This window comes from Sphingomonas sp. TDK1, from assembly GCF_001650735.1.
In the GTDB taxonomy this organism is placed as follows: Bacteria; Pseudomonadota; Alphaproteobacteria; order Sphingomonadales; family Sphingomonadaceae; genus Sphingomonas.
This window is the reverse complement of sequence record NZ_LXVY01000002.1, coordinates 59,584-84,901: the sequence shown is the minus strand read 5'-3', so window position 1 is coordinate 84,901 and position 25,318 is coordinate 59,584. Positions and strand designations below refer to the sequence as shown.

Here is a 25,318-nt window from a genome sequence, read left to right as displayed (position 1 = left end):
GCCTCTCCACGAGCGATCCGCCCCGCTGACCGGACTGCCCCACCCCAACCCCTCCCCTGAAGGGGAGGGGCTTAGAAGTGGGAGGGGCCACGAGATTCTTCCCCTCCCGCGTGCGGGAGGGGGCAGGGGGTGGGCCCACGCTCACCCCAAAACCGAAAGGCCCGCGGATGGCGGGCACCCACCCCCAACCCCTCCCGCATGCGGGAGGGGAGTAGGACAGTCGATGCGCTACCTGCCCCTTACCCCGGCCGACCGTCAGGCGATGCTTGGCACGATCGGCGCCCAGTCGATCGACGATCTGTTCGTCGACGTGCCCGAAAGCGCCCGCCTCAGCGGGCCGATCGCCGGCCTGCCGATGCACGCATCGGAGCTCGCGGTCGAACGCCACATGACCGCGCTGGCGCGCAAGAACCTGGCGGCCGGCGAAGCGCCGTTCTTCCTGGGGGCGGGGGCCTATCGCCACCATGTGCCGGCCTCGGTCGACCACCTCATCCAGCGCGGCGAGTTCCTCACCGCCTACACGCCCTACCAGCCGGAAATCGCGCAGGGCACGCTGCAGATGATGTTCGAGTTCCAGAGCCAGATCGCCCGGCTGCTGGGTTGCGACGTCGCCAACGCCTCGATGTACGACGGCTCGACCGCGTGCTGGGAAGCGATCTCGATGGCGCGCCGCGTCACCAAGCGCGGCAAGGCGATCCTCTCGGGCGGCCTGCACCCGCATTATGTCTCGGTCGCCAAGACGATGGCGCGCTTCACCGGCGACCAGCTCGTCACCGGCGTGCCGACGCTGAGCCCCGAACCCGACACGCTCGACCTCATTAACTCCATCGACGCCGACACCTCGTGCGTCGTCGTCCAGTATCCCGACATTCTCGGCCGCATCGAGGACATGTCGGCGCTGGCCGAGGCCTGCCACGCCAAGAAGGCGCTGCTGATCGCCGTGGTCACCGAGCCGGTGGCGCTGGGGGCGATCAAGGCGCCGGGCGAGATGGGCGCGGACATCGTCGTCGGCGAGGGCCAGTCGCTCGGCGTCGGCCTCCAGTTCGGCGGTCCTTATGTGGGCCTGTTCGCCTGCTCGGAAAAGCTGGTCCGCCAGATGCCGGGCCGGCTCTGTGGTGAAACGGTGGACGCCAGCGGCAAGCGCGGCTTCGTGCTGACGCTCTCCACCCGCGAGCAGCATATCCGCCGCGAAAAGGCGACGTCGAACATCTGCACCAGCTCGGTGCTGTGCGCGCTTGCCATGTCGGTGCACATGACGCTGCTGGGCGAAAAGGGCCTGCGCCAGCTCGCCGAGCTCAACCATGTCGGCGCCAGCGCCGCCGCCGATCGCCTCGCCGAAGTGGACGGGGTCGAGCTGGTCACCGACCGGTTCTTCAACGAATTCACGCTGAAGCTGTCCAAGGAAGCGCGCCCCGTCGTCCGCCAGCTGGCGGACAAGGGCATCCTGGCCGGCGTGTCGCTCGGCCGACTCTATCCGGGCGTGACGGAGCTGGAGAACGGCCTCGTCGTCGCGGTCACCGAAACCACCACGGAGGAGGACGTCGAGACGCTTGCCTCCGCACTCGAGGAGGTGCTGGCATGAGCACGATCAACCAGTCGGGCTGGCGCCCCACCACGCCGCAGGCCGGCGAAAGCGACGCCGCCACCTTCACCGGCAACCGCGCGCTGATGCTGGAAGAGGCGCTGATCTTCGAGATCGGCTCCACCGACACCACCGGCGTCGATTTCGGCGAGGCCCCCGCGGGCAAGTCGCGCCTCGCGGGCATGGAGCGTAGCAAGCCGATCGGCCTGCCGGGCCTGTCCGAGCCGGAGACGGTGCGCCACTATACCCGCCTCAGCCGCCAGAACTATGCGATCGACCTCGGCCTGTTCCCGCTGGGCAGCTGCACGATGAAGCACAATCCGCGCCTCAACGAGCGGATGGCGCGCCTGCCGGGCTTCGCCGACATCCACCCGCTTGCACCCGTCGATACCGTGCAGGGCGCGCTGGAGGCGATCGACCAGCTGGCGCACTGGCTGATCACGCTCACCGGCATGCAGGCCGTGGCGATGAGCCCCAAGGCAGGCGCGCATGGCGAACTCTGCGGCGTGCTGGCGATCCGCGCCGCGCTCGACGCCAAGGGCGAGACCGCGCGCCGCATCATGCTGGTGCCCGAGTCCGCGCACGGCACCAACCCGGCGACGGCGGCGTTCGCCGGCTTCGCGGTGGAGGACATCCCCGCGACGCCGGAGGGCCGGGTCGACGTGGCGGCGCTCAAGGCGCGGCTGGGGCCTGACATCGCCGGCGTGATGATCACCAACCCGAACACCTGCGGGCTGTTCGAGCCGGACCTCAAGGACATTTCCGACGCGGTCCACGCCGCCGGCGGCTATGTCTATTGCGACGGCGCCAACTTCAACGCGATCGTCGGCCGGGTGCGCCCGGGCGACCTCGGCGTCGATGCGATGCACATCAACCTGCACAAGACCTTCTCCACCCCGCATGGCGGCGGCGGCCCGGGTTCGGGGCCGGTGGTGCTGTCGGCGGCGCTGGCGCCGTACGCGCCGCTGCCCTTCGTCGAGAAGACCGACAGCGGCTATCGCATCGTCGAGGAAGAGAATGCCGAGGAGCATCATGCCGGCACTTTTGGCCGCATGACCGCCTTCCACGGCCAGATGGGCATGTTCACCCGCGCGCTGACCTATATCCTCAGCCACGGTGCCGACGGCCTGCGCCAGGTCGCCGAGGATTCGGTGCTCAACGCCAACTATGTGCTGCGTTCGATGGAGGACGTGCTCGACGCGCCCTTCGCCAAGACCGGCCCATGCATGCATGAGGCGATCTTCAGCGACAAGGGCCTGCCCGAGGGCTTCTCGACGATCGACATCGCCAAGGGGCTGATCGACGAGGGCTATCACCCGATGACGGTGTATTTCCCGCTGGTCGTCCACGGCGCGATGCTGGTCGAGCCGACCGAGACCGAGAGCAAGGCGGCGCTCGACCAGTTCATCGGCGCGTTCCGCAACGTCGCCAGCAAGGCCAAGCAGGGCGAGGCGGCGCTGAAGAGCGCCCCGCACTTCGCGCCCCGCCGCCGCCTTGACGAGACGCTCGCCGCGCGCAAGCCGGTGCTGGCCTACAAGGACGCGGCACCCGCCGAAGCGGCCGAGTAACACCGACCCGTTACCCCCCGAGAGGGTCGCACACGCCGGTTGGAAGCCCCCGCTTCCAGCCGGCGTTTTGCGTTTGGGGAAGGTAGCTGGGACTATTGCGGTCACGACCGCTGCTCTGCATACAGGTTGTGCCCGTTCGCACTGCGCCGGGTCCGCATGGGGGAAGCGGCAGGTCATGCGCCTTGGGCCCTCCTCCCTGCGGCTGGCCGACTCCTCTCCTTTCGGAAAGTCTCTCGATGCGCCTGATCGCCTGCTGTCTTCTGGCTTCCCTGACCGCCGGCACCGCGACCGCGCAGCAACGCCCGGTGCTAACCGACTCAGATTATAGCCGCGCCGCGCACCAGCTGGCGCCCTGGACCGCGCCGCTGGTCGACCATGCGGTGCGTTCGGTACACTGGATCGACGCAAGCCGCTTCTGGTATGTCGACACCGACCACGGCATGCCGAAGATCCTGCTGGTCGACGCCGCCAAGCGCACCAAGAAGGCGGCGTTCCAGACCAAAGCGCTGCTGGCGTCGCTCAACGCCGCCGGACTGAAGGAGCAGGACCCCGCCAAGCTGTACATCAGCGATTTCGCGCCGAATCTCGCCAAGAACAGCGCGGTCCTCACCGTCGGCGGCAAGCGCTATGCGTGCGCCATGGCGCAGCCCTATGCTTGCAAGGAATCGGCAGCGCCGAGCGCCGGGCAGATCGCCGGCTATCTGGCGCAGCAGGGCCCGGCCGATGCGGTGCTCTCTCCGGACGGCAAGCGCGCCGCCTTCGTCCGCGACTGGAACCTGTGGGTCCGCGACATGGCGACGGGCGCGGAGCGGCAGCTGACCACCGACGGCGTCAGGGACTTCGGCTACGCGACGGACAATGCCGGCTGGAAGCATTCGGACCAGGCGATCGTGATCTGGTCCCCGGACTCCAGAAAGCTGGCGACCTTCCAGCAGGACCAGCGCGCGGTTGCGGACTTCTCCACCACCACGACCCAGGTCGGCCATTCGAAGGTCGACACGTGGAAATACCCGTTCGTCGGCGACAAGGAGATTATCCAGATCCAGCGCGTCATCGTCGACGTCGACGCGGGCCAAGTGATCCGTATCAAGATGCCGGCCGAACCGCACCGCTCCTCGTTGTGCGACGACGTGGTGTGCGGCGAGGGGCCGCAGGACATGCAGTGGGCGAAGGACGCCCGGACGCTCGCCTTCGTCTCCACCTCGCGTGACCACAAGGTGGAGACGGTGCGGATCGCCGATGCGGCCAGCGGTGCGGTGCGCGACCTGTTCACCGAGACCGTGCCGACCTGGTTCGACAGCGGCTATAATGACGAAGGGATCAACTGGCGCTATCTGTCCGAGCGCGGCGAAATCCTGTGGTGGTCGCAGCGCGACGACTGGGGCCATTATTACCTGTACAGCGCTGCCACCGGCAAGCTGGTCCGCCAGGTGACCCAGGGCCAGTGGAATGTCGACCACCCGGTCTTCATCGACGAGCGTAGCGGCAAGATGCTGGTCGCCGGTGTCGGCCGCGAGCCCGGCACCGATCCCTATTATCGCAGCATCTATGCGATCGACCTGAAGGGCGGAAAGCCCAAGCTGCTGACATCGGAGAAGCAGGATCATATCGCGTTCCCGTCGAGCGACGGGCGCTATTTCGTCGACATCTATTCGACTCCGCAGCAGCCGCAGACCGCCGTGCTGCGCCGCGCCGACGGATCGGTGGTCGAGACGTTGGCAAAGGGCGACGCGACGCGTCTGCAGGCGGCCGGCTGGCAGGCGCCGGAGAGCATCGCCGTCCAATGCAGCGACGGCAAGACCCTCTGCCATGGCCTGTTGTTCAAGCCGGCGGGGCTCGATCCGCAGCGCAAATATCCGGTGATCGACTATGTCTATCCGGGCCCGTTCATGGGGACGATCCCCTCGCGACAGTTCGCCGCGTCCCAGGGGGATGCGGGTGCGCTGGCGCAACTGGGCTTTGCCGTGGTCGAGATCGACGCGCTGGGCACGCCGCGTCGTTCGAAGGCCTTCCAGGACTATTATTATCGCGACATGGGCAAACAGGCGGTCCCCGACCAGGCCAGCGGCATCAAGGATCTGGGCAAGCGCTATGCCTGGATCGACCTCGACCGGGTCGGCATCTGGGGCCATTCGGGCGGCGGTAATGCGACCGCGACGGCGATGTTCCTCTATCCCGATTTCTTCAAGGTCGGGATCTCCGAGAGCGGCAATCACGACAACCGCAACTATGAGGACGATTTCTACGAGAAATATCTCGGCCTGCTCGAACGCCAAGGCGAAAAGAGCAACTACGACCTACAGGCAAACCAGGACATCGCCAAGAACCTGAAGGGCAAGCTGCTGCTGGCGCACGGCATGCTCGACGACAATGTGCCGGTATCGTCGACACTGCTGGTGGTCGACGCGCTGGAAAAGGCCAACAAGGATTTCGACCTCGTCCTGTTTCCGCGCGCGCACCACGGCTATGGCGACCAATCCTACTATATGATGCGCCGTCGCTGGGACTATTTCGTCGAGAACCTGATGGGCGCGCCGCCGCCGAAGGAATACCGGATCGAGCGCCCGGGCAACTGACGTCGAGCCACCATCAAGATCGGGCCGCGATCGGCGTCGCGGTCCGGGACACGGCGTGAAAACGGCGTTTTGACGCCGCCGCGCTTCCCCTTATGCTGCACCGCATCGATTCCGGGGGACTCCGCCATGCAGTTCGATACGCCGCACCTGATCCGCTACGGCATCACCGCGCTCGTCATAGGCCTGATCCTCGCGCTTCGCCTTCGCGGCATGTCGAAGGCGCGACCGCTCACCCTGGAGCGGCTGTGGATCGTGCCCAGCCTCTATGCGCTGCTCGTCGCCAGCCTGTTCGTCCAGGCGCAGCCGAGCCTCGGCGGCTGTGCGCTGTGCGCCGCCGCGCTGGTGGTCGGCGCGGGGCTGGGGTGGCAGCGCGGCAAGCTGATGCAGCTCTCGGTCGATCCCGCCACCCACCAGCTCAACCAGAAGGCGTCGATTGGCGGTCTGCTGTTCATCGTCGTGCTGATCGCGATCAAGCTGGTCGGGCAGGCCGAGGGCTCTGCGCTGCACCTCGACGTGATGCTGCTCACCCAGGCCTTCGGGACGATGGCGCTGGGGCTGTTCAGCGCGATGCGGGTCGAGATGTACCTGCGCGGCAAGCGGCTGCTTGCCCAGGCGCGCGCGGCGGCATGAGCGATCGTGAGCGCAGCTGGCTTGCCCCGCCCGAAGGTGTGCGACGCCATGCTCCCGCGACGCTGCGCAACCGCGCACCGATCGCGACGATGCTCGGCGCGCTCCTGCCTGCCGCCGGCCGTGTGCTCGAAGTGGCGAGCGGCAGCGGCGAGCATTGCGCCTATTTTGCCGAGCATTTCCCCAAGCTGGAATGGCATCCGAGCGATCCCGATCCCGATGCGCTCGGTTCGATCGCGGCGTGGTGCGAGGGGCTGGCTAATGTCCGCGCGCCGGTGGCGCTGGATGCGGCGGCGCCGGCGTGGCCGGTCCTGCATGCCGATGCGATCCTGTGCATCAACATGGTGCATATCAGCCCATGGGAGGCGACGCTGGGTCTCATGATGGGGGCGGAGAGAGTATTGCCGCCGGGCGGACCGCTGATCCTGTACGGGCCTTATCGTGAGGCAGGCGTGCCTACCGCACCTTCGAATGAGGAATTCGATCAGTCGCTGCGCGCACGAAACCCGGTCTGGGGACTCCGGTTGCTGGAGGAGGTCGTTGCGGCGGCGGAATCGAGGGGGCTGGTATTCGAGCGTCGGGTGGCGATGCCCGCCAACAACCTCATAGTGGCGTTTCGGCGTAGCTAGCCTGGCCGCGCGCCAGCTTCTGTTCTCGATAAACGATGTAGAGCCCGCTGGCGATGATCACCGGCGCGCCGAGCCAGGTCGAGAAGGTCGGGAACACGTCAAACAGCAGCCAACCGTAGAGCGTTGCCCAGATCAGGCCCGAATAATCCATCGGCACAACCGCGGAGACCGGCGCGAAGCGCATCGCGCCGGTAAGGGCCAGCTGGCCGACGCCGCCGACCAGCCCGGTGGCGATCAGCAGCGCCCAGGTCTGCGGATCGTGCGGCCGGTAATTGAACACATAGATCGCGCCCAGCACGGGTACGGACAGCAGCGAGAACCAGAATACCGTAGTGCCGGCGCTTTCGGTCCTGCCGATCTGCCGCAGCGTGATCGCGACGATGGCCACGAACAGCGCCGCCATGAGTCCCACAAATGCACCGAAGATCGGAATAGCTTCGCGCCCCGGCTGGACGACGATCAGCACGCCGACAAAGCCCAGGATCACCGCGCCCCAGCGGTGCCACCCGGTGGGCTCGCCGAGCAGTAGCGCGCCGAGCAGGGTCGCGAAGATGGGGACGGTAAACTGGAAGGTCTGCGCCTCGGCCAGCGGCAGCAGGATCACCGCGCCGAAGGTGAAGATCATGCCGGTAAGCCCCACCGCGGTGCGCCAGACATGCGCGCCGAAGCGTGCGGTCTTGAGCGACTTGAGGCCGGGACCCATCGCCACCCACAGGGTGACCAGCGGGACCGCCCAGAGCTGGCGGTGGAACATCGTCTCGATCAGCGAGGCGCCGCGCAGTTCCGACATCTTGATGAGCGCCGACATGGTCGACATGCAGGCGATGGCGAACAGGCGAAGCGCCAGGCCGGTGGCGATGCGGTCGGGGCGGGCTTCGGACACGGGGGGACGGTTAAGGGCCGCGTGCTCGGGCGGCAAGTCGTTTTGTGGCTTGCCAAATGTGCGTATGGCGCGGCGCAGCAATAGTCGGTTGCCCGCCTATGGAATATCCCTTACCCGATCGTCGCACGGCAAGAACCGCCGGCAGCGGCGGTGCGGCGGGCCCCGTCGATGGCGAATGCGGCCGTGCCTGTTCCTTATCGCAGACCGGGGCTGATTACCGATGCTTCACGTGATCCTGACGCGCTTCAACATCGCCAGCCCGGGCCGCGAGGTCGCGATCCGCAACTCGCCCGGCTGGCTTGATCGGCGTTTCGGGTTGTTCGAGCAGTTCTGCCTGCCGAGCATCGCCGGGCAGACCGAGCGCAACTTTCATTGGCTGGTCTATTTCGACAAGGATACGCCCGCCGAGTTCCGCGAACGGATCGAGCGCGATCGACAGATCTTCAACTTCACCCCGCGCTATGTTGCGATGTTTGATAAGGGGATGATCGCCGATGACGTTCGCGGGCTCGCGATGCCCGGCGAGCAGTTGATCGTAACCACCCGCCTTGACAATGACGACGCACTCTCGAGCGACTTCGTTGCGCGAGTGCAGGCCGAGGCGGCAGACGCGCCGCCACGCACGGTGCTGAACTTCACCCAAGGCATCGCGATGCGGAACGGTCAGCTCTATACCGCGAGCGATCACAGCAATCCGTTTACCTCGTTGGTGGAGCGCGATCTTGCTGGGGTAGAGACGATCTGGGCCAAGTCACACCACGAGCTGGGCGAGAAATGGACGATCGTTCAAGTCCCCTCGCGGCCATTGTGGCTGCAAGTGGTGCATGGCGAAAATGTCACCAATCGGATCAAGGGCAGGCTGGTATCGGATGTGGAGATCATCAACTCGTTCAAGATTCGCGAAGATGTCGCAGCCGAGCGAGTAAGCGGTGCTGGAGTCGTCTTCGATCATCTGGTCGCGTCTCCGGTCCGAGTGCTGCGAGAGGCAGCGATCAAGCTGATCAAGCCGCTGGTCGTCCGGATCCGGGACCGAAAGGGCTGAATGCTATAATCGCCGCGTCGTGATTCCATCTTTCGCCGGTGTGTCCGGATGTAGATACTCCTCCGTAGTTTTTCCGGGGGGAACCGAATCGTGACCATCGAAGCCAGTATTGCGGACTTCCATTTCTTCACACGCGAGCGGCTGAATGCCCTTGCCGACCAGTATCAGGAGCAATTCGCGAACGCCGAGCCCTATGAGCATGTGGCGATTGACAATTTTCTGCCCGAGGACATGGCGCGGCGGATCGCCGGCGCCTTTCCTGGGCTGGATAGCATCAATTGGCGCCTCGAAGGGCCGGGGGACAGCGCGCATAGCGGCGATCGGAAGATCGAGAAGATCACCACTTCCGACGAGGAGCAGTTTCCGCCGCTGGTCCGCCTGATGATGATGCAGTTCCAGTCGGGCCTGTTCTGCAACTTCCTCGACCGGCTGACGGCCCGCAAGCATTTGCTGCCCGACCCCAACCATTATGGCTGCGGATTGCATTCCACCGGATCGGGCGGTCGGTTGATGCTGCACATCGATGCCTCGCGCCATCCCAATAAAAAGCTGAGCCAACAGATCAATTGCATCTACTATTGCACGCCCGACTGGCAGGACGAATGGGGCGGCAATCTGGAACTTTGGGACGAGGGCGCTACCAACTGCGTGTCCAGCATCGCGCCCAGGTTCAACCGGCTGGCGATCTTCCGGGTGTCCGGCAAGTCGTGGCACGGGCAACCCTTCCCGCTGAAGACGCCGTCGGGTATCCGCCGCAACTCGCTCGCGCTCTATTACTACAGCGCCGAGGAGGACACGGAGGGGCTGGGCTATTCCAATTTCGTGCGCTGGAAAGCGGTCTCCGAGCATGACAAGCGTACGCCGCTGCACCGGGTGAAGGCAGTAATCCGCGATCATGCGCCGACGCCGGTGATCAACGGCCTCGCCAAGTTCGCTCGGAAGACCGGGCTGAACTTCAAGCGCTGATGGGCTTGTTCCCGCGCTTCTCCCCCGCGCCGCCGGAATCGCCCTGTCGCAAGGTCTGTCGCCTCGACATGGAGATTCGGCTGTGCCTGGGGTGCTGGCGCACGCCCGCCGAAATCGCGAATTGGCGGGAGCTGAGCACGCGCGCGCAGCGGCGAGTGCTCGCACAGCTGCGCGGGCGGGAACAGGAGCATGGCGGGCGGGGCTGATGCCGCACCCGTGTCGCTCAGCCGAGCAGGCGATCCAGCACCACGCCCAGCGACTCCTGCCAAGCCGGCGCGCGGTAGCCGAAAGTCTCGGCGAACCGCGTGCAGTCCAGCCGGGAATTGGCCGGGCGTTTGGCAGGGGTGGGGTATTCCGAGCTCGGGATGCCCGTGACGCTGGCCGAAGGGCCGCCGCGCCGGGCACTTTCCGCGAAGATCGTCGCGGCGAACTCGGCCCAGTTGGTCTCACCCGAACCGGCGAAGTGATAGAGGCCACTCGCCGCGCCATCCTTCTGCCAGCGCGCGACGACCGCCAGGATCGCCTGCGCGATGTCCAGCGCCGAGCTGGGGCAGCCATATTGGTCTTCCACCACGTTCAGCACGTCGCGCGTCTCGGCAAGGCGGAGCATCGTCTTGACGAAGTTGTTGCCGAATGGGCTGTAGACCCAGGCGAGCCGCACCACCGCATGCGTGGCGCCCGAAGCCTGCACTGCCTGCTCGCCGGCAAGCTTGGTCGCGCCATAGACGCCGAGCGGGCCGGTGGGGTCGTCTTCGCGCCAGGGACGATCAAGGCTACCGTCGAACACATAGTCGGTCGACAAATGGATGATCGGCGCACCGATCTTCGCCCCCGCGCGCGCCAGCACGCCGGGTCCGTCGCCGTTGATCGCCATGGCGCGCTCGGGTTCGCTCTCGGACTTGTCGACCGCGGTATAGGCGGCCGCCGAGACGATCAGCTCGGGCTGGATCCGCGCTACCGCCGCCTCGATCGTTTCCGGCTTCGACAGATCGAAATCGGGATAGCTGGTGAAGACGAGGTCATGGCCGATCGCCTTCTCGCCGAGCGACTGCGCGACCTGACCGTCGTGCCCGGTGACGAGGATGCGCATCAGGCAGTCTGGCCCAGACGCTCGCCGGCATATTTGCCCGAGCGGATCGGTCCCCACCACCATTCATTGTCGAGATACCAGTCGATCGTCGCGGCGATGCCGGTGTCGAAATTCTCCTCGGCCTTCCAGCCCAGCTCGGTCTCGAGCTTGGTCGCGTCGATCGCATAGCGGCGATCATGGCCGGGGCGATCGGTGACGAAGGTGATCAGCTCGCGGCGCTTGCGGCCGTCCTTCAGCGGGATGCGCTGGTCGAGCAGATCGCAGATCGTCTCGACCACCTGGAGGTTGGTCCGCTCGTTGCGGCCGCCGACATTGTAGCTCTGGCCGACCTTGCCGGTGGTGGCGATGGTCGCCAGCGCCTTGGCGTGATCGTCGACATACAGCCAGTCGCGGATATTCTCGCCCTTGCCGTAGACGGGCAGGGGCTTGCCCTCCAGCGCGTTGAGGATGGTCAGCGGGATCAGCTTTTCGGGGAAGTGGAACGGCCCGTAATTGTTCGAGCAGTTCGACAGCACCACCGGCAGGCCATAGGTGTGGCCCCAGGCGCGGACCAAGTGATCGCTTGCCGCCTTCGACGCCGAATAGGGCGAGGAGGGGTCATAGGGCGTGTCTTCGGTGAAGATGCCGCTGTCGAACGGCAGGTCGCCGAACACTTCGTCGGTGGAAATATGGTGAAAGCGGAACGTGTCGCGCTTCTCGCCTTCCAGCTCGCGCCAATATTGCAGCGCCGACTGGAGCAGCTTGAAGGTGCCGACGACGTTGGTCTCGATGAACTCGCCCGGGCCGTCGATCGAGCGATCGACATGGCTCTCGGCGGCGAGGTGCATCACGACATCGACCTGCTCTTCGCGCAGCAGCGGCAGGATCGTCGCGGTATCGGCGATGTCGGCATGCACGAATCGATAGTTGGGCGCGTTCTCGATCGCGGTCAGCGAGGCCGGGTTGCCGGCATAGGTGAGCTTGTCGAGATTGATGACACGCGCGCCCTGGCGGACGAGATGGCGCACCACGGCCGAGCCGATGAAGCCAGCGCCGCCGGTGACGAGGAAAGTCTGCTGCATGACTCAGCCCTGATAGAAGAAGGGGGTGTTAAAGTCGGCGAAGGACGGCGCGATCGCGTCCTTTTCGGACAGGACCGGCTCCACGCCGATGTCCGGCCAGGCGATGGCGAGGTCGGGATCGTCCCAGCGGATCGCCATTTCTTCGTCTTTCGCGTACTTGGCGCTGACCTTGTAGAGGATCTCGCAATCCGGAACGAGCGTCATGAAGCCGTGCGCATAGCCGGCGGGGACCAGCAGCTGGTTCCATTTCTCCGCCGACAGCTCGACGCCGACCCACTTGCCATAGGTGGGGGAGCCGCGACGGATGTCGACGGCGACGTCGAAAATCGCGCCGCGCAGCACGCGAACCAGCTTTGCCTGCGCGAAGGGCGGGGCCTGGAGGTGCAGGCCGCGGATCGTGCCGGGCTGGGCCGAGAAGCTCTGATTGTCCTGTACCCAGCGCGCCTCGACGCCCTCGGCGTCGAGAACGGACTGCTTGAACACTTCCGAGAAGAAGCCGCGATGGTCGCCATATTTGGGTGGCGTGAATTCGATGACGCCGGACAACGCGTGGTGATGGACCTGCGTCATGCTGCTGCCACCAACTTGCGGAGGTACGACGCATAGCCGGTCTTGCCGAGCCCGGCGGCGCGCTTCAGCAGGTCCTCGGCGCCGAGCCAGCCCGCCTCGAAGGCGACTTCCTCGGGACAGGCGATCTTGACGCCGGTACGATGCTCGAGCGTGCGAACGAACGAACCGGCATCGTGCAGGCTGTCATGCGTGCCGGTATCGAGCCAGGCATAGCCGCGGCCGAGACGCGTGATGTGCAAGTCACCGCGTTCCATGTAGATGCGATTGACGTCGGTGATCTCAAGCTCGCCGCGCGCCGAGGGCCGGATCGACTTGGCGATCTCCACTACGTCCTTGTCGTAGAAGTACAGGCCGGTGATCGCCCAGTTGGACTTCGGGTTCGCCGGCTTCTCTTCAACGCTGGTCGCGACGCCCGTCTCCGGGTCGAACGCAACGACGCCATAGCGCTCGGGATCGTCGACATGATAGGCGAACACGTTGGCGCCGCCTTGCGATGCCTGGGTCGCCGCTGCCTGGCAGCGCTCGCCCATCTTTTCGCCGTGGTAGATGTTGTCGCCCAGGATCAGTGCGCTCGGATCGTTGCCGACGAAATCGGCGCCGATGAGAAACGCTTCGGCCAGGCCGTTCGGCGACGGCTGCTCGGCATAGCTGAGGTTGATACCGAAGGCGGACCCGTCGCCCAGCAGCGCCTGAAACATCGGCAGGTCGCGCGGCGTCGAAATGATCAGGATGTCCCGGATGCCGGTGAGCATCAGGACCGACAGGGGATAGAAGATCATCGGCTTGTCATAGACCGGAAGCAGCTGCTTCGAGATCGACAGCGTTGCGGGGTAGAGGCGCGTGCCGCTGCCCCCCGCAAGGATGATGCCCTTCATTCAATACTCCCCGATCATGCGGGCGAAGCCCGCCGCTACAATGAAATAAAATTGCACAGCCGCTGGCGCGCTTGTAAATTTATCTGCGCCATCTGTCGCCTGGTTCGCCGTCAAAACGCGTTGGAATGGACGATCACCCGCAACGTCTTGAACAGGATGGTGATGTCGCGCCAGATGTCCCAACCGTCGATATATTCCATGTCCGCCTGGAGGCGGTTGGTAAGATCGACTCGACGGTCAGTAGCGCCGCGGAAGCCGCGCACCTGTGCCAGCCCGGTCATGCCTGGCTTGAGCGTGTGGCGCTGCCAGTAGCGCTCGTCGATTTCCCAGAAGAAATGGTTGGCCGCGCGCGACCCGAGCGCATGCGGGCGGGGCCCCACCACGCTCATGTCGCCGCGAAGCACGTTGAGCAGCTGGGGCAATTCGTCGATGCTCGTCTTGCGGATGAAGCGGCCGACCCGGGTGATGCGATCATCGTCGCGGCTGGCTGAGACATTGCCGTCGGCGTCGCACAGCGTCTGGCGCATCGACCGGAACTTTAGGATCTTGAACAGGCGATTTCCGCGGCCGACGCGGTCCTGCGCGAAGAGGATCGGGCCCGGGCTTTCCAGCCGGATGGCGATTGCCACCAGGATCATCAGGGGCGCCAGCGCAAGCAACGCGGGCAAGGTGATCGCGAGATCCAGCGCCCGCTTCTTCGCGCGGTTGGGCATGTTGAGCGGCCCTTGCGAGACCACCAGCGTGTCCTTGCCGTCGAACGCGTCGACGCCGATCGCGCCCAGCGCGTTGAACTGCGGGACGAGGATCTCGCCCTTGATGTTCATGCCCTTGAGCAGCAAGGCCCAGACGGCGCGATGCTCCTCGCTGCACGCGACGATCACCCGGTCGAACCCAGAAACCGCAGTGCCCAGCCGGTGAAGCATCTGCGGATCGCGCGGATTAGGCGAGAGATTGATGATCCGCGCATCCAGCGCGATCGTATCGCCGGCCACGTCGAGCGGCACGCCGTCCACGATTACCAATTCGTCGAGCAGCTTGCCGCCCGTCGCCCCGCGCACATGGCTGCGGAAGCCGAGGCGGCCCATCGTGATCAGCGTGAGCGCCAACACCGCGCCCTCGGCCAGCTGCACGCGCGACAAGGGTAGCTCGGCGGTAAGCATGTAGCTGCCCAGCAGCACGACGAATATCGAGAAGAAGAAGGCGGAGAAGATGCTCTTCACCCCGCTCACGGGATAGCGCAGACAGGCTAGCGAATAGGTGCCGCTGGCCAGCGCGGTGCCGAGCGTGATCGGCAACAGGAACACGCCGACATTGACGCCGGCGAGCGAGAGCCAGTTGCCGTCGCGGGTGCAGGCCGCAATGTAGAAGCCGAGCAGGATGGCTGCACTGTCGAGCAGGACCAATTCGGTGTAGAGCATCATGCGCAGCGTGGAGCGGCGCCATACCTGGCCCGCCGAGGCGTCGGGGCGCGCATGCGCCCGTAGCTGCTCCTCAAAGGCGCGCTGTGCTTCGAAAGCGTTCATTGCCTCGTCGGGCTCCTTCAACGGATCGTGCACGCTGCCAGCGGCCGAGTCGGCCTGTTGCACTGCGTTGTAGAGAGACGCAAGGCGGTGGGGAAGTCTGCACATCGGCCAGCCGGTCTAATTATGAGACTAGGAATCAACAAGATTTTCCCCCCAGGCCGCTCCATTAGTGCCGACGCAACCGACCATAACGCACCGAGTGCTGCTGAATATCCCTCCTGCGCCATCACTGTTTTACAAGGTTACCCAAATTTGTTGAACAGGTCTGTTACGGATGCGTTCCAGGGCCGATTTCGGGGCGCGATCGCCCGCCGGTTCTCGCTTTCGCAACACTTTCTTCGCGACCGCAGCGTGAAATCAGCGCAAAAATGCTGCGTTGCACATGCGGCTGGACACCTGGCGATACGCATGCGCAGGGCCCGACAGAGCGACGGCATACCCCGCCGCCATTAAGGATGGTTGAACGGCGCCGTAACAACTTTCCCGGCTACGCAAAAATCCTGAAAACCTACGCTTAAGCGAGTCTTTACCGTCCTTCTTCATCATGGCCGCGGATAGTAGCGCCATGGAGGCAGAGTTCCGGAATGACACGCGACGAGATGCAGGCGCATCTGCAAAGCGCTTTCGACGCCCAGGCGGCGGCGGCGAGCGAAGCAGAGCTGCGCGAATCCGGGCTGACGGCGCTGTCGCTGCTGCTCGGCGTCCATAATATCGTCATCACGCCCGAACAGCTGCGGCACATGCTCGGCCACGCGGACACGCCGAGCATCGACGAACTCATCCTCCTAGCAAAACGTCAGCAGGGCGTGCGTGCCAAGGCGGTGGAAGTGCCGCGTGGCGGCCTTGCCCGCCAGCCTCTCCCGGCAATCGCCGACGGTCCGGAGGGCTGGTTCGTGATCGGCGGTCTCACCGAACATGGCGTGATCATCCAGCGCCCCGGCCGTGCACCCGAACAGGTGGACCGGGAAGGGCTGGACGCCATCTGGTCCGGCACGCTGCTGCTGCTCACCACGCGTGCGGTAAACGGCCAGCCGCTGCGCTTCGGCTTCTCGTGGTTCACCGCGCAGTTCAAGCGCTATCGCCGCCTCTTCGCCGAAGTGCTCGGCATCACGCTCGCGCTCAATCTGCTCGGACTGGCGGCGCCGCTGCTGTTCCAGAGCGTGATCGACAAGGTGCTGATCCACAACAGCATGAGCACCCTGAGCGTGTTGGCTTTTGCCTTCCTGATCGTTTCCATCTGGGAAGTGGCGCTGGGCTGGATCCGCACGCGGGTGTTCACCGAAACCACGCAGAAGATCGACGTGGAACTGGGCGCGCGCCTGTTCCACCATCTGCTTGCACTGCCGCTCGATTATTTCGAGAAGCGGCGCGTGGGCGACACCGTCACCCGCGTCCGCCAGCTGGAAACGATTCGCGAATTTCTCACCAACGCGTCGCTGACGGTGATGGTCGATCCGCTGTTCACGATCGTGTTCCTGGCGGCGATGCTGTTCTATTCACCCATGCTCTCCGCCATCGTGCTGGTATCGCTGGTCGCCTATGCGATCGTGTCGTTCAGCGTGTCGGGGCCGCTGCGCGCCCGCGTTGAGGACAAGTTCGAGAAGAGCTCGGCGAGCAACGCGCTGCTCGTGGAAAGCGTGTCCGGCATCCACACGATCAAGGCAACCGCGGTCGAGCCGCACTGGCAGAATCGCTGGGAACGCCAGCTCGCCGCCTATACGGCGTCGTCGCAGCGGCTGATCAACACCGCGAATACCGGCAGCCAGGCGATCGAGATGATCTCGAAGCTGAGCTTCGCGGCCATCCTTTTCTTCGGCGCGCAGGCGGTGATCGGCGGCGCGATGAGCGTCGGCGCACTTGTCGCCTTCAACATGTTCGCCCAGCGCGTATCGAGTCCGGTGATCCGCATGGCGCAGCTATGGCAGGATTTTCAGCAGGTCCGGATCTCGATCGAGCGGCTCGGGGATGTGCTCAATCACCCGGTGGAGCCGCGACCGGCCTCGGCGGCGACGCTGCCGGTGCTGCGTGGCGCCATCCGGTTCGAGAACGTGACCTTCCGCTATGCGCCGGACCAGCCGCCCGTGCTGAGCGAAATCACGCTGGACATCCCGGCGGGCAGTTCGCTCGGCATCGTCGGCTCGTCGGGATCGGGCAAGTCGACCCTCGCCAAGCTGCTGCAGCGGCTCAACATCCCCGATCTCGGCCGCGTCCTGGTCGACGAGGTGGATGTCGCCCAGCTGGATCCCGCGTGGCTCCGCCGCCAGATCGGCGTGGTGCTGCAGGAGAATCTGCTGTTCAGTCGCACCATTCGCGAGAATATCGCGCTGTCCAACCCGGCCATGCCGTTCGAGCATGTCGTGGCCGCGGCGACGCTGGCAGGCGCGCACGACTTCATCCTGCGCCAGCCGCGCGGCTATGACACGGAGATTGTCGAGCGCGGCGTGAACCTGTCCGGCGGCCAGCGCCAGCGGCTCGCCATTGCCCGCGCGCTGGTCGGCAACCCGCGCATCCTGGTGTTCGACGAGGCCACCTCGGCGCTGGACGCCGAAAGCGAGGAGCTGATCCAGAATAATCTGCGCGCCATCGCTGCCGGGCGCACCATGGTGATCATCGCCCATCGTCTGTCGGCGGTGCGCGCCTGCGACCGGATCATCACGCTCGAACAGGGCCGCATCGTCGAGAGCGGTCGCCACGACGAACTGCTTCGCATGGGCGGCCGCTATGCCGACCTGCACCGCCGCCAAAGCGGCTATGGGGAGATTGCCGCATGAACGCCGTAGTACCGATCGGCCGCGGCGGCCCGATCGCCCGGATGCGCGGCACGCTGCTGCCCGCCCGTGCCGACGCCTATGACACCGCCTTCCTGCCGGCGGCGCTCGAAATCATCGAGCGCCCGGTATCGCCGACAGCGCGGCTCACCGCCAAGGTGATGCTGGCGGGCCTCGCCATCACCACGGCATGGCTGGCGATCGGCAAGGTCGAAGTGGTGGCGCCCACACAGGGGCGCATCGCCCCGATCGGCGAGACCAAGGTCGTCCAGACGCCCGAGACCGGCATCGTCCGCCAGATCCTCGTGCGCGAGGGGCAGCAGGTCGCCAAGGGCCAGGTGCTGATCACGCTAGACCCTACCATGTCGGCGGCGGATGCGGCGCAGGCGAGGGTATCGTTGCTTAGCGCACAGCTGGATGCAGCCCGGAACCACGCGATCATCGACGTGCTCGACGGCAAGGGATTCCGGTTCGTCGCGCCGGCTGGCGCCACTCCGGCCGAAGTGGAGACGCATCGCGGCCTCGCCCGCGCGCGGCTCGGCCAGATCGAGGCGGCGATCGCTGGCGGCCGATCGGACAGTGGGGCTGCCGTCTCCGCCTCGATCGAGGCGCAGGCCCAGGTTCGCAAGCTGGAACAGTCGCTGCCGCTGCTCGAACAGCAGATCGCGGCGAACGAGGCGATGGCCGCCAAGGGCTATGTCTCGAAGCTGCGAGTCGTAGAGATGCGCCGCCAGCTGATTTCCGAGCGCCAGGACCTCAACGCCGCGCGCGCCACGGTCACCAAGCTGGGCCAGCAGTCCCGCAGCGCCAGCAGCATGTCCGCCAAGACGCGCGAAGAGGCGCGGGCGCAGGTGCTGCAGGAACTGGTGAAGGCCGAGGACGAGGTGCGTGCGCGCGGACAGGACGTCGCCAAGGCGGGGCTGCGCAGCTCGTTCCGTGAGCTCCGGGCGCCGGTGAGCGGCACCATCTCGCAGCTGCAGGTGCATACCGAGGGCGGCGTCGTGGAGGGCGTGAAGCCGCTGCTTTCGATCGTTCCCGATCATGCCCGGCTGGAGGCCGAGGTGATGATCGACAATAGCGATATCGGCTTCGTACGGACGGGCATGCCGGTGAAGGTGAAGCTCCAGGCATTCCCCTACACGCGCTACGGCATGATCCCCGGCACCGTGGTGGGGATCAGCCCGGAGGCCGTGCAGGTGAAGGAAGGACAGGCGCCGGTCTACAAGGCGCGGATCGCGCTCGATCGCGGTTATGTGGTCGCCAACGGCGCCCAGGTGCCGCTGCGGCCGGGCATGATCGCCAGCGCCGACATCGTTACCGGCAAACGCACGCTGCTCAGCTATCTGGTGGGCCCGGTGCTGGAAACCGGCACCGACGCGCTGCACGAGCGCTGAGGCTGGATCAGGCTGGGAGGGGAGGGGGCGACGGCGACGTCGCCCCCTTTTTCGTTCAGGCGCGGGCGCTGCTGTGCGGTGCGATTTCCTGCGTCAGCTGCGTGCCGAGCAACGGGCGCAGGACGCGCGGATCCAGCGTTTTCACCAGTTCGCGCGCGAAGTCGAGATTGGCAGCAAGCCCCTCTTCCACATCCGCCGTAACGGTCGAGATGCGGACGAGCACGCCGTCGACGATCCAGCCGGCGATCTGGCTCTTCAGCCGGGCGAGCAGCTGTTCGTTGCCGGTCTGCGGCAGATATTCGCCCACCCGCGCCCAATAGAGGATCTGCTCGGTGCGGTTGTAATTGGTTGCGGTCAGCGCCCGCCCCGGGATTTCCACCTTGCCGGCGACGGGGATCATCTGCGGATGGCTCTCCAGCACCGTAAAGCCGAAAAACGGGTAGCAGACTTCCGGCCGGTGCAGCTGGAGCAGATCGGTCTGCGCATTGCCATAGGCGATCAGCAACATCACCGTCGCGCCGTCGGGACGCGAAAAGGCGCGGCTGACGACCTGATTGTACAGCTTGTCTTCGAGGCTGCCTTCGCGGGGCGGGGCGATCAGGGCGCCGGTATCCTCGGCCTTCCAGTTGCCGAACGCCTTGGGCATCAGCGTTTCGAGCTTGGTGGCGCCGAGCAGGTCCATACGGCGATGGGGCTTCATCCCCAGCGACACGCCGGCCGCGGTAAAGCATCCTGCGCCGATCAGCAGGTCACGCCGGTTGAACATGGGGCCTCCGACGCAGGAGCATCAACTGCTCGACCACCCAGTCGATCGCGAAGATGCAGAGCAGCGCCACTACGAACATTACCATACCGGTGGAAACGTGGAGAAAGCTCTGCGCGGCTTCGTCGCCGACATGATAGGTGATCAGCACCAGGATGATGATCCGCAGGATGTTGGTGACGACCGCGACCGGAATCACCAGCGCGGCGATGAACAGCGCATAGCCCCAGGACGGCTTGTTCTTGATGTAGATGTACAGCAGCGTGACGACGATCAGGCTCGACAGCGAACGCAGGCCCGAACACGCATCTTCCACCAGCAGCTGATAGGGGCCGACGAACAGCGTCACGCCCTGGCGCAGGATCGGGTAATCGAGCCAGGAGAGGAAGCCGGTCGCCGCATAGGAGACGAATTCCTTGAGCGGGGCCGTGACGCGATCGACCAGCCAGCCGGGCGGCGGCACCAGGAAGAACAGCCAGAGTGCCGGGAACCAGGCGGCCCGCAGTGCGCGGCCGCCGAAATAGAGATAGCCCGAGGCGATCACCGCCGAGACCAGCCCGAACGTCTCGATGCTGATGAAGTCGAAGATACGGCCGACCGTGTAGATCAGCAGTGCCAGCAACAGGGCGAGACCGCCCAGCAGGAAATTGCCGGGCGCACGGAGCGTCTCGATCGTATCGCGCTGGCGGGCGAGCATCCAGATGCCGGTCGCAAGCACGATCGGACCGTGCACGCCGCCTTCCGCGCTCCAGACCTGCCGGCCCAGCGTGATGAAGGTGCCGATGGCGAGCGTCACCAGGCCCGCAACGGCGAGCCAATAGCCGCCGCCGGTCCGGTCCTGACGCCGCTCCAGAGCGGTGGCGGTCATATGGTCCAAATCAGTAACCGTTCAGCACGCAGCCGACGACATTGGTGCGATCGGCGCGCAGCGTGCGGGTCAGCGTGTTAACGTCGCGGATATAGCTGCTGTCCTTGCGGGCGACGATCATCGCATAGCCGGCCACGTTGGCGACGCGCTGCGCATCGGCGCAGGTGTTCGATGCCGTGGTGTCGAAGATGGTGATGTCGAATTCGCGGAGCAGCTGCGTCGTGACGTCGCGGAACTGTTCGGAAGAAAGCAGTTCCTGCGGACTGTGCTCGACATGGCCGGCGGGGATGATCGACAGCTGGTCGAGCCCGGTCGGATGGATGATCGAGGCCAGTTCGACATTGCCCGAGGCGAGATAGTCGGCCAGGCCGGGCTTGGCCGGATCGATGCCGAACGCCGTGCCGACGCTGGGCGCGCGCAGATTGGCGTCGACCAGCGCGGTCTTGATGCCGATCTGCGCCAGCGCGGTCGCCAGATTGATCGCGATAAAGCTGCAACCGGCACCTTCGGACGCTGCGCAGAGCGCCAGCGCGCGCCGGCCCTCGCGCAGATGCTGGGCGATGATGCGGGTGCGGAGCGCGCGGATCGCCTCGGCTTCGATCCCGGTGGGGTCGGACAGGACAAGCTGATATTCGAGCGCGCCGATCGTGTCCGGCGTGGTCGGCACGGCGCTCGGACGATCGCCTTCGGGCAGCGGTTCAGGCGTGGTCATCGCGTCCATCAGTTTACTGCAGCTCCGTGCGAGTCGGCGGATTCGCCGGCATGTTCATAGGCGCGGCGAAGGCGCGCGGACAATGACGCGCGGCTCTGCACGACGCCCAGCACCGGCGCATCCACCGCCACCTCCAGGTCCTCGGGGCTGCGCACCCGGCGGGCGAGCAGCTCGACCAACAGGGCGACCAGCAGGCCAAGACCCAGGCCGAGGCCGGCGGCACCGCCGATGATCAGCGGCACCTTCGGGTAATAGGGCGATTCCGGCGCGGTCGCTTCGCTCAGCGTCGACATGCCGGTATCATCGCTGCTGGCCTCGAGCCGCAGGTCGGCCACGCGCTGGGCGGCCTTCATATACTGGTCTTGCTTCAGCGACACGTCGCGCTGCAGCTGGGTCAGCCGATCGACTTCCTCGCGGTTGCCGATGACGCGGGCGCGGGCAGCGCTGGTAGCGCTTTCGATCGCACCGCGGCCGCCGCCGCCGCCGCCGCTCAGCTGCACGCGCTCCTGCGCCGCGGCCTTGGCATAGACCTCGCGCTGCCGCTGCAATGCCTGGAAGGCGGGATGGTTCGGCCCGAGGCTGGTAGCTGCCTGCTGGATCTGCTGGTCGAGCTGCGCAAGTTGCAGCTGCGCCGGGCCCATCGCGCCGGCCGTGGACATCTGCGGTGCGACCGCAAGCGCGCTCGCGCCTTCGAGCTGGGCGAGGCGCTGCGTGTCGAGGTCGCTGCCGGTGTCGGTAAGAACGATGCCCGACTTCTTCACATAGTCGGTGCGCGCTTGCACGGCCGATGCCAGCGCTTGGCGCGCGGCCTCCGCCTGCTGGGCATACCAGTCCGCCGACTTCGTCGCCGACTGGCGCTTGCTGGCGAGCGCGAGGGCGAGGAAGTTGGTGCGGATGATGTTGGCGATGCGTTCCGCGCGCTCCGCCGAACTGTCCGTATAGGTGATCTCGAGGATGTTGCTGCCCTCGATCATGCCCGCTTTGGTGTTGGCGATGATCTGCTTGGCGAGCCAGCGACGGATGTCGCCGGTGCCCGCAGCGGACGAGGCGTTGAACGCGGCGATGTTGGCCGGATCGTTCGCCCAGCCCAGCTCGTCGACGACGCGGCCGGCGACGGCATAGTCCTCGATCAGCTCCGTCTGGGTCTGCACATAGGCGCGCATGAACTGCGAGCTCATCACCTGGCCGGTGACGGGATCGGGCTTGAACGTGTTCAGCGCCACGCGCGTCGTAGCGAGATAGCGCTCCGGCAGGAACTGCACCACGATCGTGGCGGTGGCCACACAGACGAGGAAAGCCGGAATGATGATCCACCGGCGTGCCCAGAGAATGCGGAAGAATTGTACGATATTCACTGGCTTGCCTCGTCAGCTACCGAAAGCAGTGGTTAGAACAGTCGCTCGCCGATGACGATGGTGTCGCCGGGCTTGATCAGGTCTTCCATCTTCAATTTGATTTCCTGACCATCGCGCGTGACCTTGACCCGCTTGCTCGAACCCGCCGGCGTGAGGCCACCGCCCTGTGCGAGAGCGCGGCGCAGCGTCATGTCCGCTCGAATCGGATATACGCCCGGCGCGTTAATTTGACCATAAATGTAGAAGCGCTCGACTTCCGGCACGAACAGCTTGTCGCCGGCCGTGACGACGGGGTCGTCTTGCGGGCCGCCCTGGGCGAGCTTTTTGTAGTCGAGCTTAACGCTGGTGCCGTCCGCGCGGGTGAGGACCACGAAATCGGCGGCGTCGGCGCGAAGGCCGCCAGCGCGCGCGATGATCTCCGAGACGTGATAGCCGCGGTCAACCGGCTGCAGCCCCGAAGAGCCGACCTGGCCCAGCACGGTCACGAAGTTGCTGACGAAGCTGACGATTTCCACGCTGACGATCGGCTTGGCGTAGTAGCCGCCGGCGCGAAGCTGCGCGGCAAGCTTGTCGGCCAGCGAAACCGCAGTATCGCCCTTCACCTGCACTGCGCCCAGATAGGGAAGGGTGACGGTGCCGTCGGACCGCACGCGCGCGCGCGTCTTGAAATCGGCCTGGCCGAGCACGTCGGCCTCGATCACATCGTCCACGCCGATCTTGTAGCCGGCCGGTGCCGCGCCGTTCGGCAGCGGGGCGGCGACGGGCGCCGGGTCGGTGGCGGGCTGAGGTTGTTGCTGTGCGGGCGCAACCGGCCGCGCGCCAGTGTTCTGCGCCGGGAGCCGCGTAGGAATCTGGGCCAGTGCCGTCGTCGGCAAGGCTAGGGCGCCCGTGAGGGCGGAGACGATCAGAAGGCGACGGTTTCGATACATGGGTCCTGCCCTATCAGAGCGCCAAGGAAGTCGTGAGAGCGATTCGCTTCGCGCGATACTTGAATAGCTGGGTATTGGTGGAGCGATCGTTATACGCGCCTGTCAGCGAGAAGCTGAGGCGACGGCTTGGTATGTAGGTTGCAGTCGCCGAGAGCGAGGACGTCTTGTCATGCCCTGCGATAAGAGCGTTCGGGAACAGCGTGGACGCGGTGAAATCGCGCCATGTCCGTGCTGCCCCCACCGAAACGCGAAGGCGCTCAGAAAGTTCCTTGGTGGCCGACAAGGACAGTGTCGTTGTGATGTTATAGCTGACAAAATAGATGACCGACGGCTCTGCGTTGCGAGAGCCCGTCAGCGAGATGCTGTAGTCCTCGCCGCGATACAGTCCTGACACGCTATAGCCGACCCCGGAGAAGCTCTTGGTTCCCGGAAGTTTTGGATCCACCTTGATGTAGTTCGCCGAGCCCGTGAAGTTGAGTCGGTTGCCGACCATGCGCTCGAACTGCACGCCCGCCGCGTAGGTCTTGATGCCGTCGCGGCCGCCGGTCGGCGTCACGCGGCGCACATAGCGGCTATCGGACATGCGTCCGAAAACCGAGAAAGTGCCTATCGGCGTTGTCGGCAGGCCAAGTTGCGCCGTGAAGCTGTCGGTGTCGGAATCGGCAAACTGGCGGAGAGCCAGTGTATTGCGGACCTGCGAGTGGCTATAGGCTAGCGCAGGGCGCAGGCCGAGCGGCGCAGAGCAGCCGACATCCGCCGAAATCTGGCGTGATTCTTCGGTGTTGCGAAAGCTTCCGGCGGCGTCCTGTACATAGAGGTTGCCGAGATCGGTCAGCGAACGGTTGTAGTTGGCCTCGCCGTGCACGAGGCAAGAGGCCAGGCGTTGGTCGGCGCCGCCGGTGAGCGTCACGAACTCGCGATTCAGACCGGTATATTTCGTGTAGAAGCGGTAGCCTAGGGACCCCGCCAGATACACGTCCCCGGTCGCACGCGGCAGCAGGATGTTGAGGTTCAACGTCGGCGACAGGATCACGTCGCCCTTGGTGCCGCCGCCGCTGATGCGCGGGTCACTGAGAACGACGTTGTCGTTATACTCGATCGTGCCCGCAGCGCGAACGTCGATCTGTCGCGTACTGCCGCTCGGGCGCGCGGCGAATCCGCCGCTCTGCGCGAGGACTGGCGTCGCCGCGGTCGTCGCCAATGCGAAGGCGATGCAGGTCGCGGCTGAAGATGTGCAGCTGAATCGGCGCAAATATTCGCCCCTCTGAAGGTTTTTTACTTGCACGCATTTCCCCCCGGTTGCCGGTCTCATTATCAATCACCTCTCTCACAAGCAACCGCATAGGCCGTCGCCGGAGGCGTGCGCCCTGTGTCATATGTCCTGCAATCGGGCAGCCTGTTGCAGTGCGGCGACCGGTCGTGTCCCGTCGTGGTACCACGTGGACAGCAAGGGCCGCCCAAAGCGCCTGCTAAGCTTCTGTGCATCTAGCGGGTTGCTGCAGGCGCTGCTAGTGCAAGTCGAACGACGCGCCGGGCG

General features: G+C 65.6%; 22 protein-coding genes. 10 read left to right on the top strand and 12 right to left on the bottom strand.

Features of this window, described 5'->3' with window-relative positions; genetic code table 11:
* Window positions 1–223: 223 nt before the first annotated feature.
* From gcvPA to A7X12_RS01585, 5 genes are all read left to right on the top strand, one after another.
* Window positions 224–1,582 carry an aminomethyl-transferring glycine dehydrogenase subunit GcvPA gene (gene gcvPA / locus A7X12_RS01605; protein WP_064309896.1) on the top strand — a complete coding sequence of 453 codons (1,359 nt, stop codon included), beginning with the start codon at window positions 224–226 and terminating at the stop codon, window positions 1,580–1,582.
* Window positions 1,579–3,150 carry an aminomethyl-transferring glycine dehydrogenase subunit GcvPB gene (gene gcvPB / locus A7X12_RS01600; RefSeq protein ID WP_064309895.1) on the top strand — a complete coding sequence of 524 codons (1,572 nt, stop codon included), beginning with the start codon at window positions 1,579–1,581 and terminating at the stop codon, window positions 3,148–3,150. Before gcvPA ends, gcvPB begins: the two co-directional genes overlap by 4 nt.
* A 236-nt stretch (window positions 3,151–3,386) precedes the next feature.
* Window positions 3,387–5,726, top strand: a complete 2,340-nt coding sequence (locus A7X12_RS01595) for a S9 family peptidase (protein ID WP_064309894.1) — start codon at window positions 3,387–3,389, stop codon at window positions 5,724–5,726.
* 126 nt (window positions 5,727–5,852) lie between these two features.
* Window positions 5,853–6,356, top strand: coding sequence for a CcdC protein domain-containing protein (locus A7X12_RS01590; protein ID WP_064309893.1), 504 nt, complete (start codon window positions 5,853–5,855; stop codon window positions 6,354–6,356).
* Window positions 6,353–6,982: a DUF938 domain-containing protein gene (locus tag A7X12_RS01585; RefSeq protein ID WP_064309892.1), complete on the top strand. Its 630-nt coding sequence runs from the start codon at window positions 6,353–6,355 to the stop codon at window positions 6,980–6,982. Before A7X12_RS01590 ends, A7X12_RS01585 begins: the two co-directional genes overlap by 4 nt.
* On the opposite strand, the gene A7X12_RS01580 is transcribed toward A7X12_RS01585, so the two are convergent.
* Window positions 6,957–7,865 carry a DMT family transporter gene (locus tag A7X12_RS01580; RefSeq protein WP_064309891.1) on the bottom strand — a complete coding sequence of 303 codons (909 nt, stop codon included), beginning with the start codon at window positions 7,863–7,865 and terminating at the stop codon, window positions 6,957–6,959. The genes A7X12_RS01585 and A7X12_RS01580 overlap by 26 nt on opposite strands.
* Before the next feature lie 220 nt (window positions 7,866–8,085).
* Here A7X12_RS01580 and A7X12_RS01575 point away from each other — a divergent pair, with 220 nt between their 5' ends.
* From A7X12_RS01575 to A7X12_RS01565, 3 genes are all read left to right on the top strand, one after another.
* A complete protein-coding gene (locus A7X12_RS01575; protein WP_064309890.1) occupies window positions 8,086–8,907 on the top strand; it encodes a glycosyltransferase in 822 nt (273 codons plus the stop codon).
* 90 nt (window positions 8,908–8,997) lie between these two features.
* Window positions 8,998–9,873, top strand: a complete 876-nt coding sequence (locus tag A7X12_RS01570; RefSeq protein WP_064309889.1) for a 2OG-Fe(II) oxygenase — start codon at window positions 8,998–9,000, stop codon at window positions 9,871–9,873.
* Entirely contained in the window at window positions 9,873–10,079 is a 207-nt protein-coding gene (locus tag A7X12_RS01565) for a DUF1289 domain-containing protein (protein WP_064309888.1), read from the top strand. The genes A7X12_RS01570 and A7X12_RS01565 overlap by 1 nt, the downstream gene beginning before the upstream one ends.
* A gap of 17 nt (window positions 10,080–10,096) precedes the next feature.
* Here the strand turns inward: A7X12_RS01565 and rfbD are convergent, their stop codons facing one another.
* The 5 genes from rfbD to A7X12_RS01540 all read right to left on the bottom strand — a co-directional run bounded on the left by rfbD (window position 10,097) and on the right by A7X12_RS01540 (window position 14,992).
* Complete coding sequence (rfbD, locus tag A7X12_RS01560; protein WP_064309887.1) at window positions 10,097–10,963, bottom strand: dTDP-4-dehydrorhamnose reductase; 867 nt, start codon at window positions 10,961–10,963, stop codon at window positions 10,097–10,099.
* Window positions 10,963–12,024: a dTDP-glucose 4,6-dehydratase gene (rfbB, locus tag A7X12_RS01555; RefSeq protein WP_064309886.1), complete on the bottom strand. Its 1,062-nt coding sequence runs from the start codon at window positions 12,022–12,024 to the stop codon at window positions 10,963–10,965. Before rfbB ends, rfbD begins: the two co-directional genes overlap by 1 nt.
* Window positions 12,025–12,027: 3 nt before the next feature.
* Window positions 12,028–12,594, bottom strand: a complete 567-nt coding sequence (gene rfbC / locus A7X12_RS01550) for a dTDP-4-dehydrorhamnose 3,5-epimerase (protein WP_064309885.1) — start codon at window positions 12,592–12,594, stop codon at window positions 12,028–12,030.
* Complete coding sequence (rfbA, locus tag A7X12_RS01545; protein WP_064309884.1) at window positions 12,591–13,469, bottom strand: glucose-1-phosphate thymidylyltransferase RfbA; 879 nt, start codon at window positions 13,467–13,469, stop codon at window positions 12,591–12,593. Before rfbA ends, rfbC begins: the two co-directional genes overlap by 4 nt.
* A 110-nt stretch (window positions 13,470–13,579) precedes the next feature.
* Complete coding sequence (locus tag A7X12_RS01540; RefSeq protein WP_064310006.1) at window positions 13,580–14,992, bottom strand: exopolysaccharide biosynthesis polyprenyl glycosylphosphotransferase; 1,413 nt, start codon at window positions 14,990–14,992, stop codon at window positions 13,580–13,582.
* A gap of 584 nt (window positions 14,993–15,576) precedes the next feature.
* On the opposite strand from A7X12_RS01540, the gene A7X12_RS01535 reads away from it, so the two are divergent.
* Both A7X12_RS01535 and A7X12_RS01530 read left to right on the top strand, forming a co-directional pair.
* Complete coding sequence (locus tag A7X12_RS01535; RefSeq protein WP_064309883.1) at window positions 15,577–17,763, top strand: type I secretion system permease/ATPase; 2,187 nt, start codon at window positions 15,577–15,579, stop codon at window positions 17,761–17,763.
* Entirely contained in the window at window positions 17,760–19,154 is a 1,395-nt protein-coding gene (locus tag A7X12_RS01530) for an HlyD family type I secretion periplasmic adaptor subunit (RefSeq protein ID WP_064309882.1), read from the top strand. Before A7X12_RS01535 ends, A7X12_RS01530 begins: the two co-directional genes overlap by 4 nt.
* A gap of 55 nt (window positions 19,155–19,209) precedes the next feature.
* On the opposite strand, the gene epsI is transcribed toward A7X12_RS01530, so the two are convergent.
* Genes epsI through A7X12_RS01500 form a run of 6 tightly spaced genes read right to left on the bottom strand, consistent with a single transcriptional unit; the run spans window position 19,210 to window position 25,093 of the window.
* Entirely contained in the window at window positions 19,210–19,920 is a 711-nt protein-coding gene (gene epsI / locus A7X12_RS01525; protein WP_064309881.1) for an exosortase-associated protein EpsI, V-type, read from the bottom strand.
* Window positions 19,904–20,785, bottom strand: coding sequence for an exosortase V (gene xrtV, locus A7X12_RS01520; RefSeq protein ID WP_084444957.1), 882 nt, complete (start codon window positions 20,783–20,785; stop codon window positions 19,904–19,906). The genes epsI and xrtV overlap by 17 nt, the downstream gene beginning before the upstream one ends.
* Window positions 20,786–20,795: 10 nt before the next feature.
* Window positions 20,796–21,497: a CpsD/CapB family tyrosine-protein kinase gene (locus tag A7X12_RS01515; RefSeq protein WP_232318244.1), complete on the bottom strand. Its 702-nt coding sequence runs from the start codon at window positions 21,495–21,497 to the stop codon at window positions 20,796–20,798.
* An 8-nt stretch (window positions 21,498–21,505) separates the two neighbouring features.
* Entirely contained in the window at window positions 21,506–22,852 is a 1,347-nt protein-coding gene (locus A7X12_RS01510) for a Wzz/FepE/Etk N-terminal domain-containing protein (protein ID WP_064309879.1), read from the bottom strand.
* Window positions 22,853–22,884: 32 nt separating this feature from the next.
* Window positions 22,885–23,781 carry an SLBB domain-containing protein gene (locus A7X12_RS01505; protein WP_064309878.1) on the bottom strand — a complete coding sequence of 299 codons (897 nt, stop codon included), beginning with the start codon at window positions 23,779–23,781 and terminating at the stop codon, window positions 22,885–22,887.
* 13 nt (window positions 23,782–23,794) lie between these two features.
* On the bottom strand, window positions 23,795–25,093 hold the full coding sequence (locus A7X12_RS01500; protein ID WP_157105468.1) for an outer membrane beta-barrel protein: 1,299 nt from the start codon (window positions 25,091–25,093) through the stop codon (window positions 23,795–23,797).
* Window positions 25,094–25,318: the final 225 nt, after the last annotated feature.

Coding starts and splice junctions, on each gene's coding strand:
- rfbB (WP_064309886.1), bottom strand. CDS start 12,024: ATGCAGCAGACTTTCCTCGTCACCGGCGGCGCTGGCTTCATCGGCTCG.
- xrtV (WP_084444957.1), bottom strand. CDS start 20,785: ATGACCGCCACCGCTCTGGAGCGGCGTCAGGACCGGACCGGCGGCGGC.
- A7X12_RS01595 (WP_064309894.1), top strand. CDS start 3,387: ATGCGCCTGATCGCCTGCTGTCTTCTGGCTTCCCTGACCGCCGGCACC.
- epsI (WP_064309881.1), bottom strand. CDS start 19,920: ATGTTCAACCGGCGTGACCTGCTGATCGGCGCAGGATGCTTTACCGCG.
- rfbD (WP_064309887.1), bottom strand. CDS start 10,963: ATGCGCATCCTCGTCACCGGGCACGACGGTCAGGTCGCGCAGTCGCTC.
- rfbC (WP_064309885.1), bottom strand. CDS start 12,594: ATGACGCAGGTCCATCACCACGCGTTGTCCGGCGTCATCGAATTCACG.
- A7X12_RS01585 (WP_064309892.1), top strand. CDS start 6,353: ATGAGCGATCGTGAGCGCAGCTGGCTTGCCCCGCCCGAAGGTGTGCGA.
- gcvPB (WP_064309895.1), top strand. CDS start 1,579: ATGAGCACGATCAACCAGTCGGGCTGGCGCCCCACCACGCCGCAGGCC.
- A7X12_RS01530 (WP_064309882.1), top strand. CDS start 17,760: ATGAACGCCGTAGTACCGATCGGCCGCGGCGGCCCGATCGCCCGGATG.
- A7X12_RS01535 (WP_064309883.1), top strand. CDS start 15,577: ATGACACGCGACGAGATGCAGGCGCATCTGCAAAGCGCTTTCGACGCC.
- A7X12_RS01575 (WP_064309890.1), top strand. CDS start 8,086: ATGCTTCACGTGATCCTGACGCGCTTCAACATCGCCAGCCCGGGCCGC.
- A7X12_RS01540 (WP_064310006.1), bottom strand. CDS start 14,992: ATGAACGCTTTCGAAGCACAGCGCGCCTTTGAGGAGCAGCTACGGGCG.
- A7X12_RS01500 (WP_157105468.1), bottom strand. CDS start 25,093: ATGAGACCGGCAACCGGGGGGAAATGCGTGCAAGTAAAAAACCTTCAG.
- gcvPA (WP_064309896.1), top strand. CDS start 224: ATGCGCTACCTGCCCCTTACCCCGGCCGACCGTCAGGCGATGCTTGGC.
- rfbA (WP_064309884.1), bottom strand. CDS start 13,469: ATGAAGGGCATCATCCTTGCGGGGGGCAGCGGCACGCGCCTCTACCCC.
- A7X12_RS01515 (WP_232318244.1), bottom strand. CDS start 21,497: ATGACCACGCCTGAACCGCTGCCCGAAGGCGATCGTCCGAGCGCCGTG.
- A7X12_RS01565 (WP_064309888.1), top strand. CDS start 9,873: ATGGGCTTGTTCCCGCGCTTCTCCCCCGCGCCGCCGGAATCGCCCTGT.
- A7X12_RS01505 (WP_064309878.1), bottom strand. CDS start 23,781: ATGTATCGAAACCGTCGCCTTCTGATCGTCTCCGCCCTCACGGGCGCC.
- A7X12_RS01590 (WP_064309893.1), top strand. CDS start 5,853: ATGCAGTTCGATACGCCGCACCTGATCCGCTACGGCATCACCGCGCTC.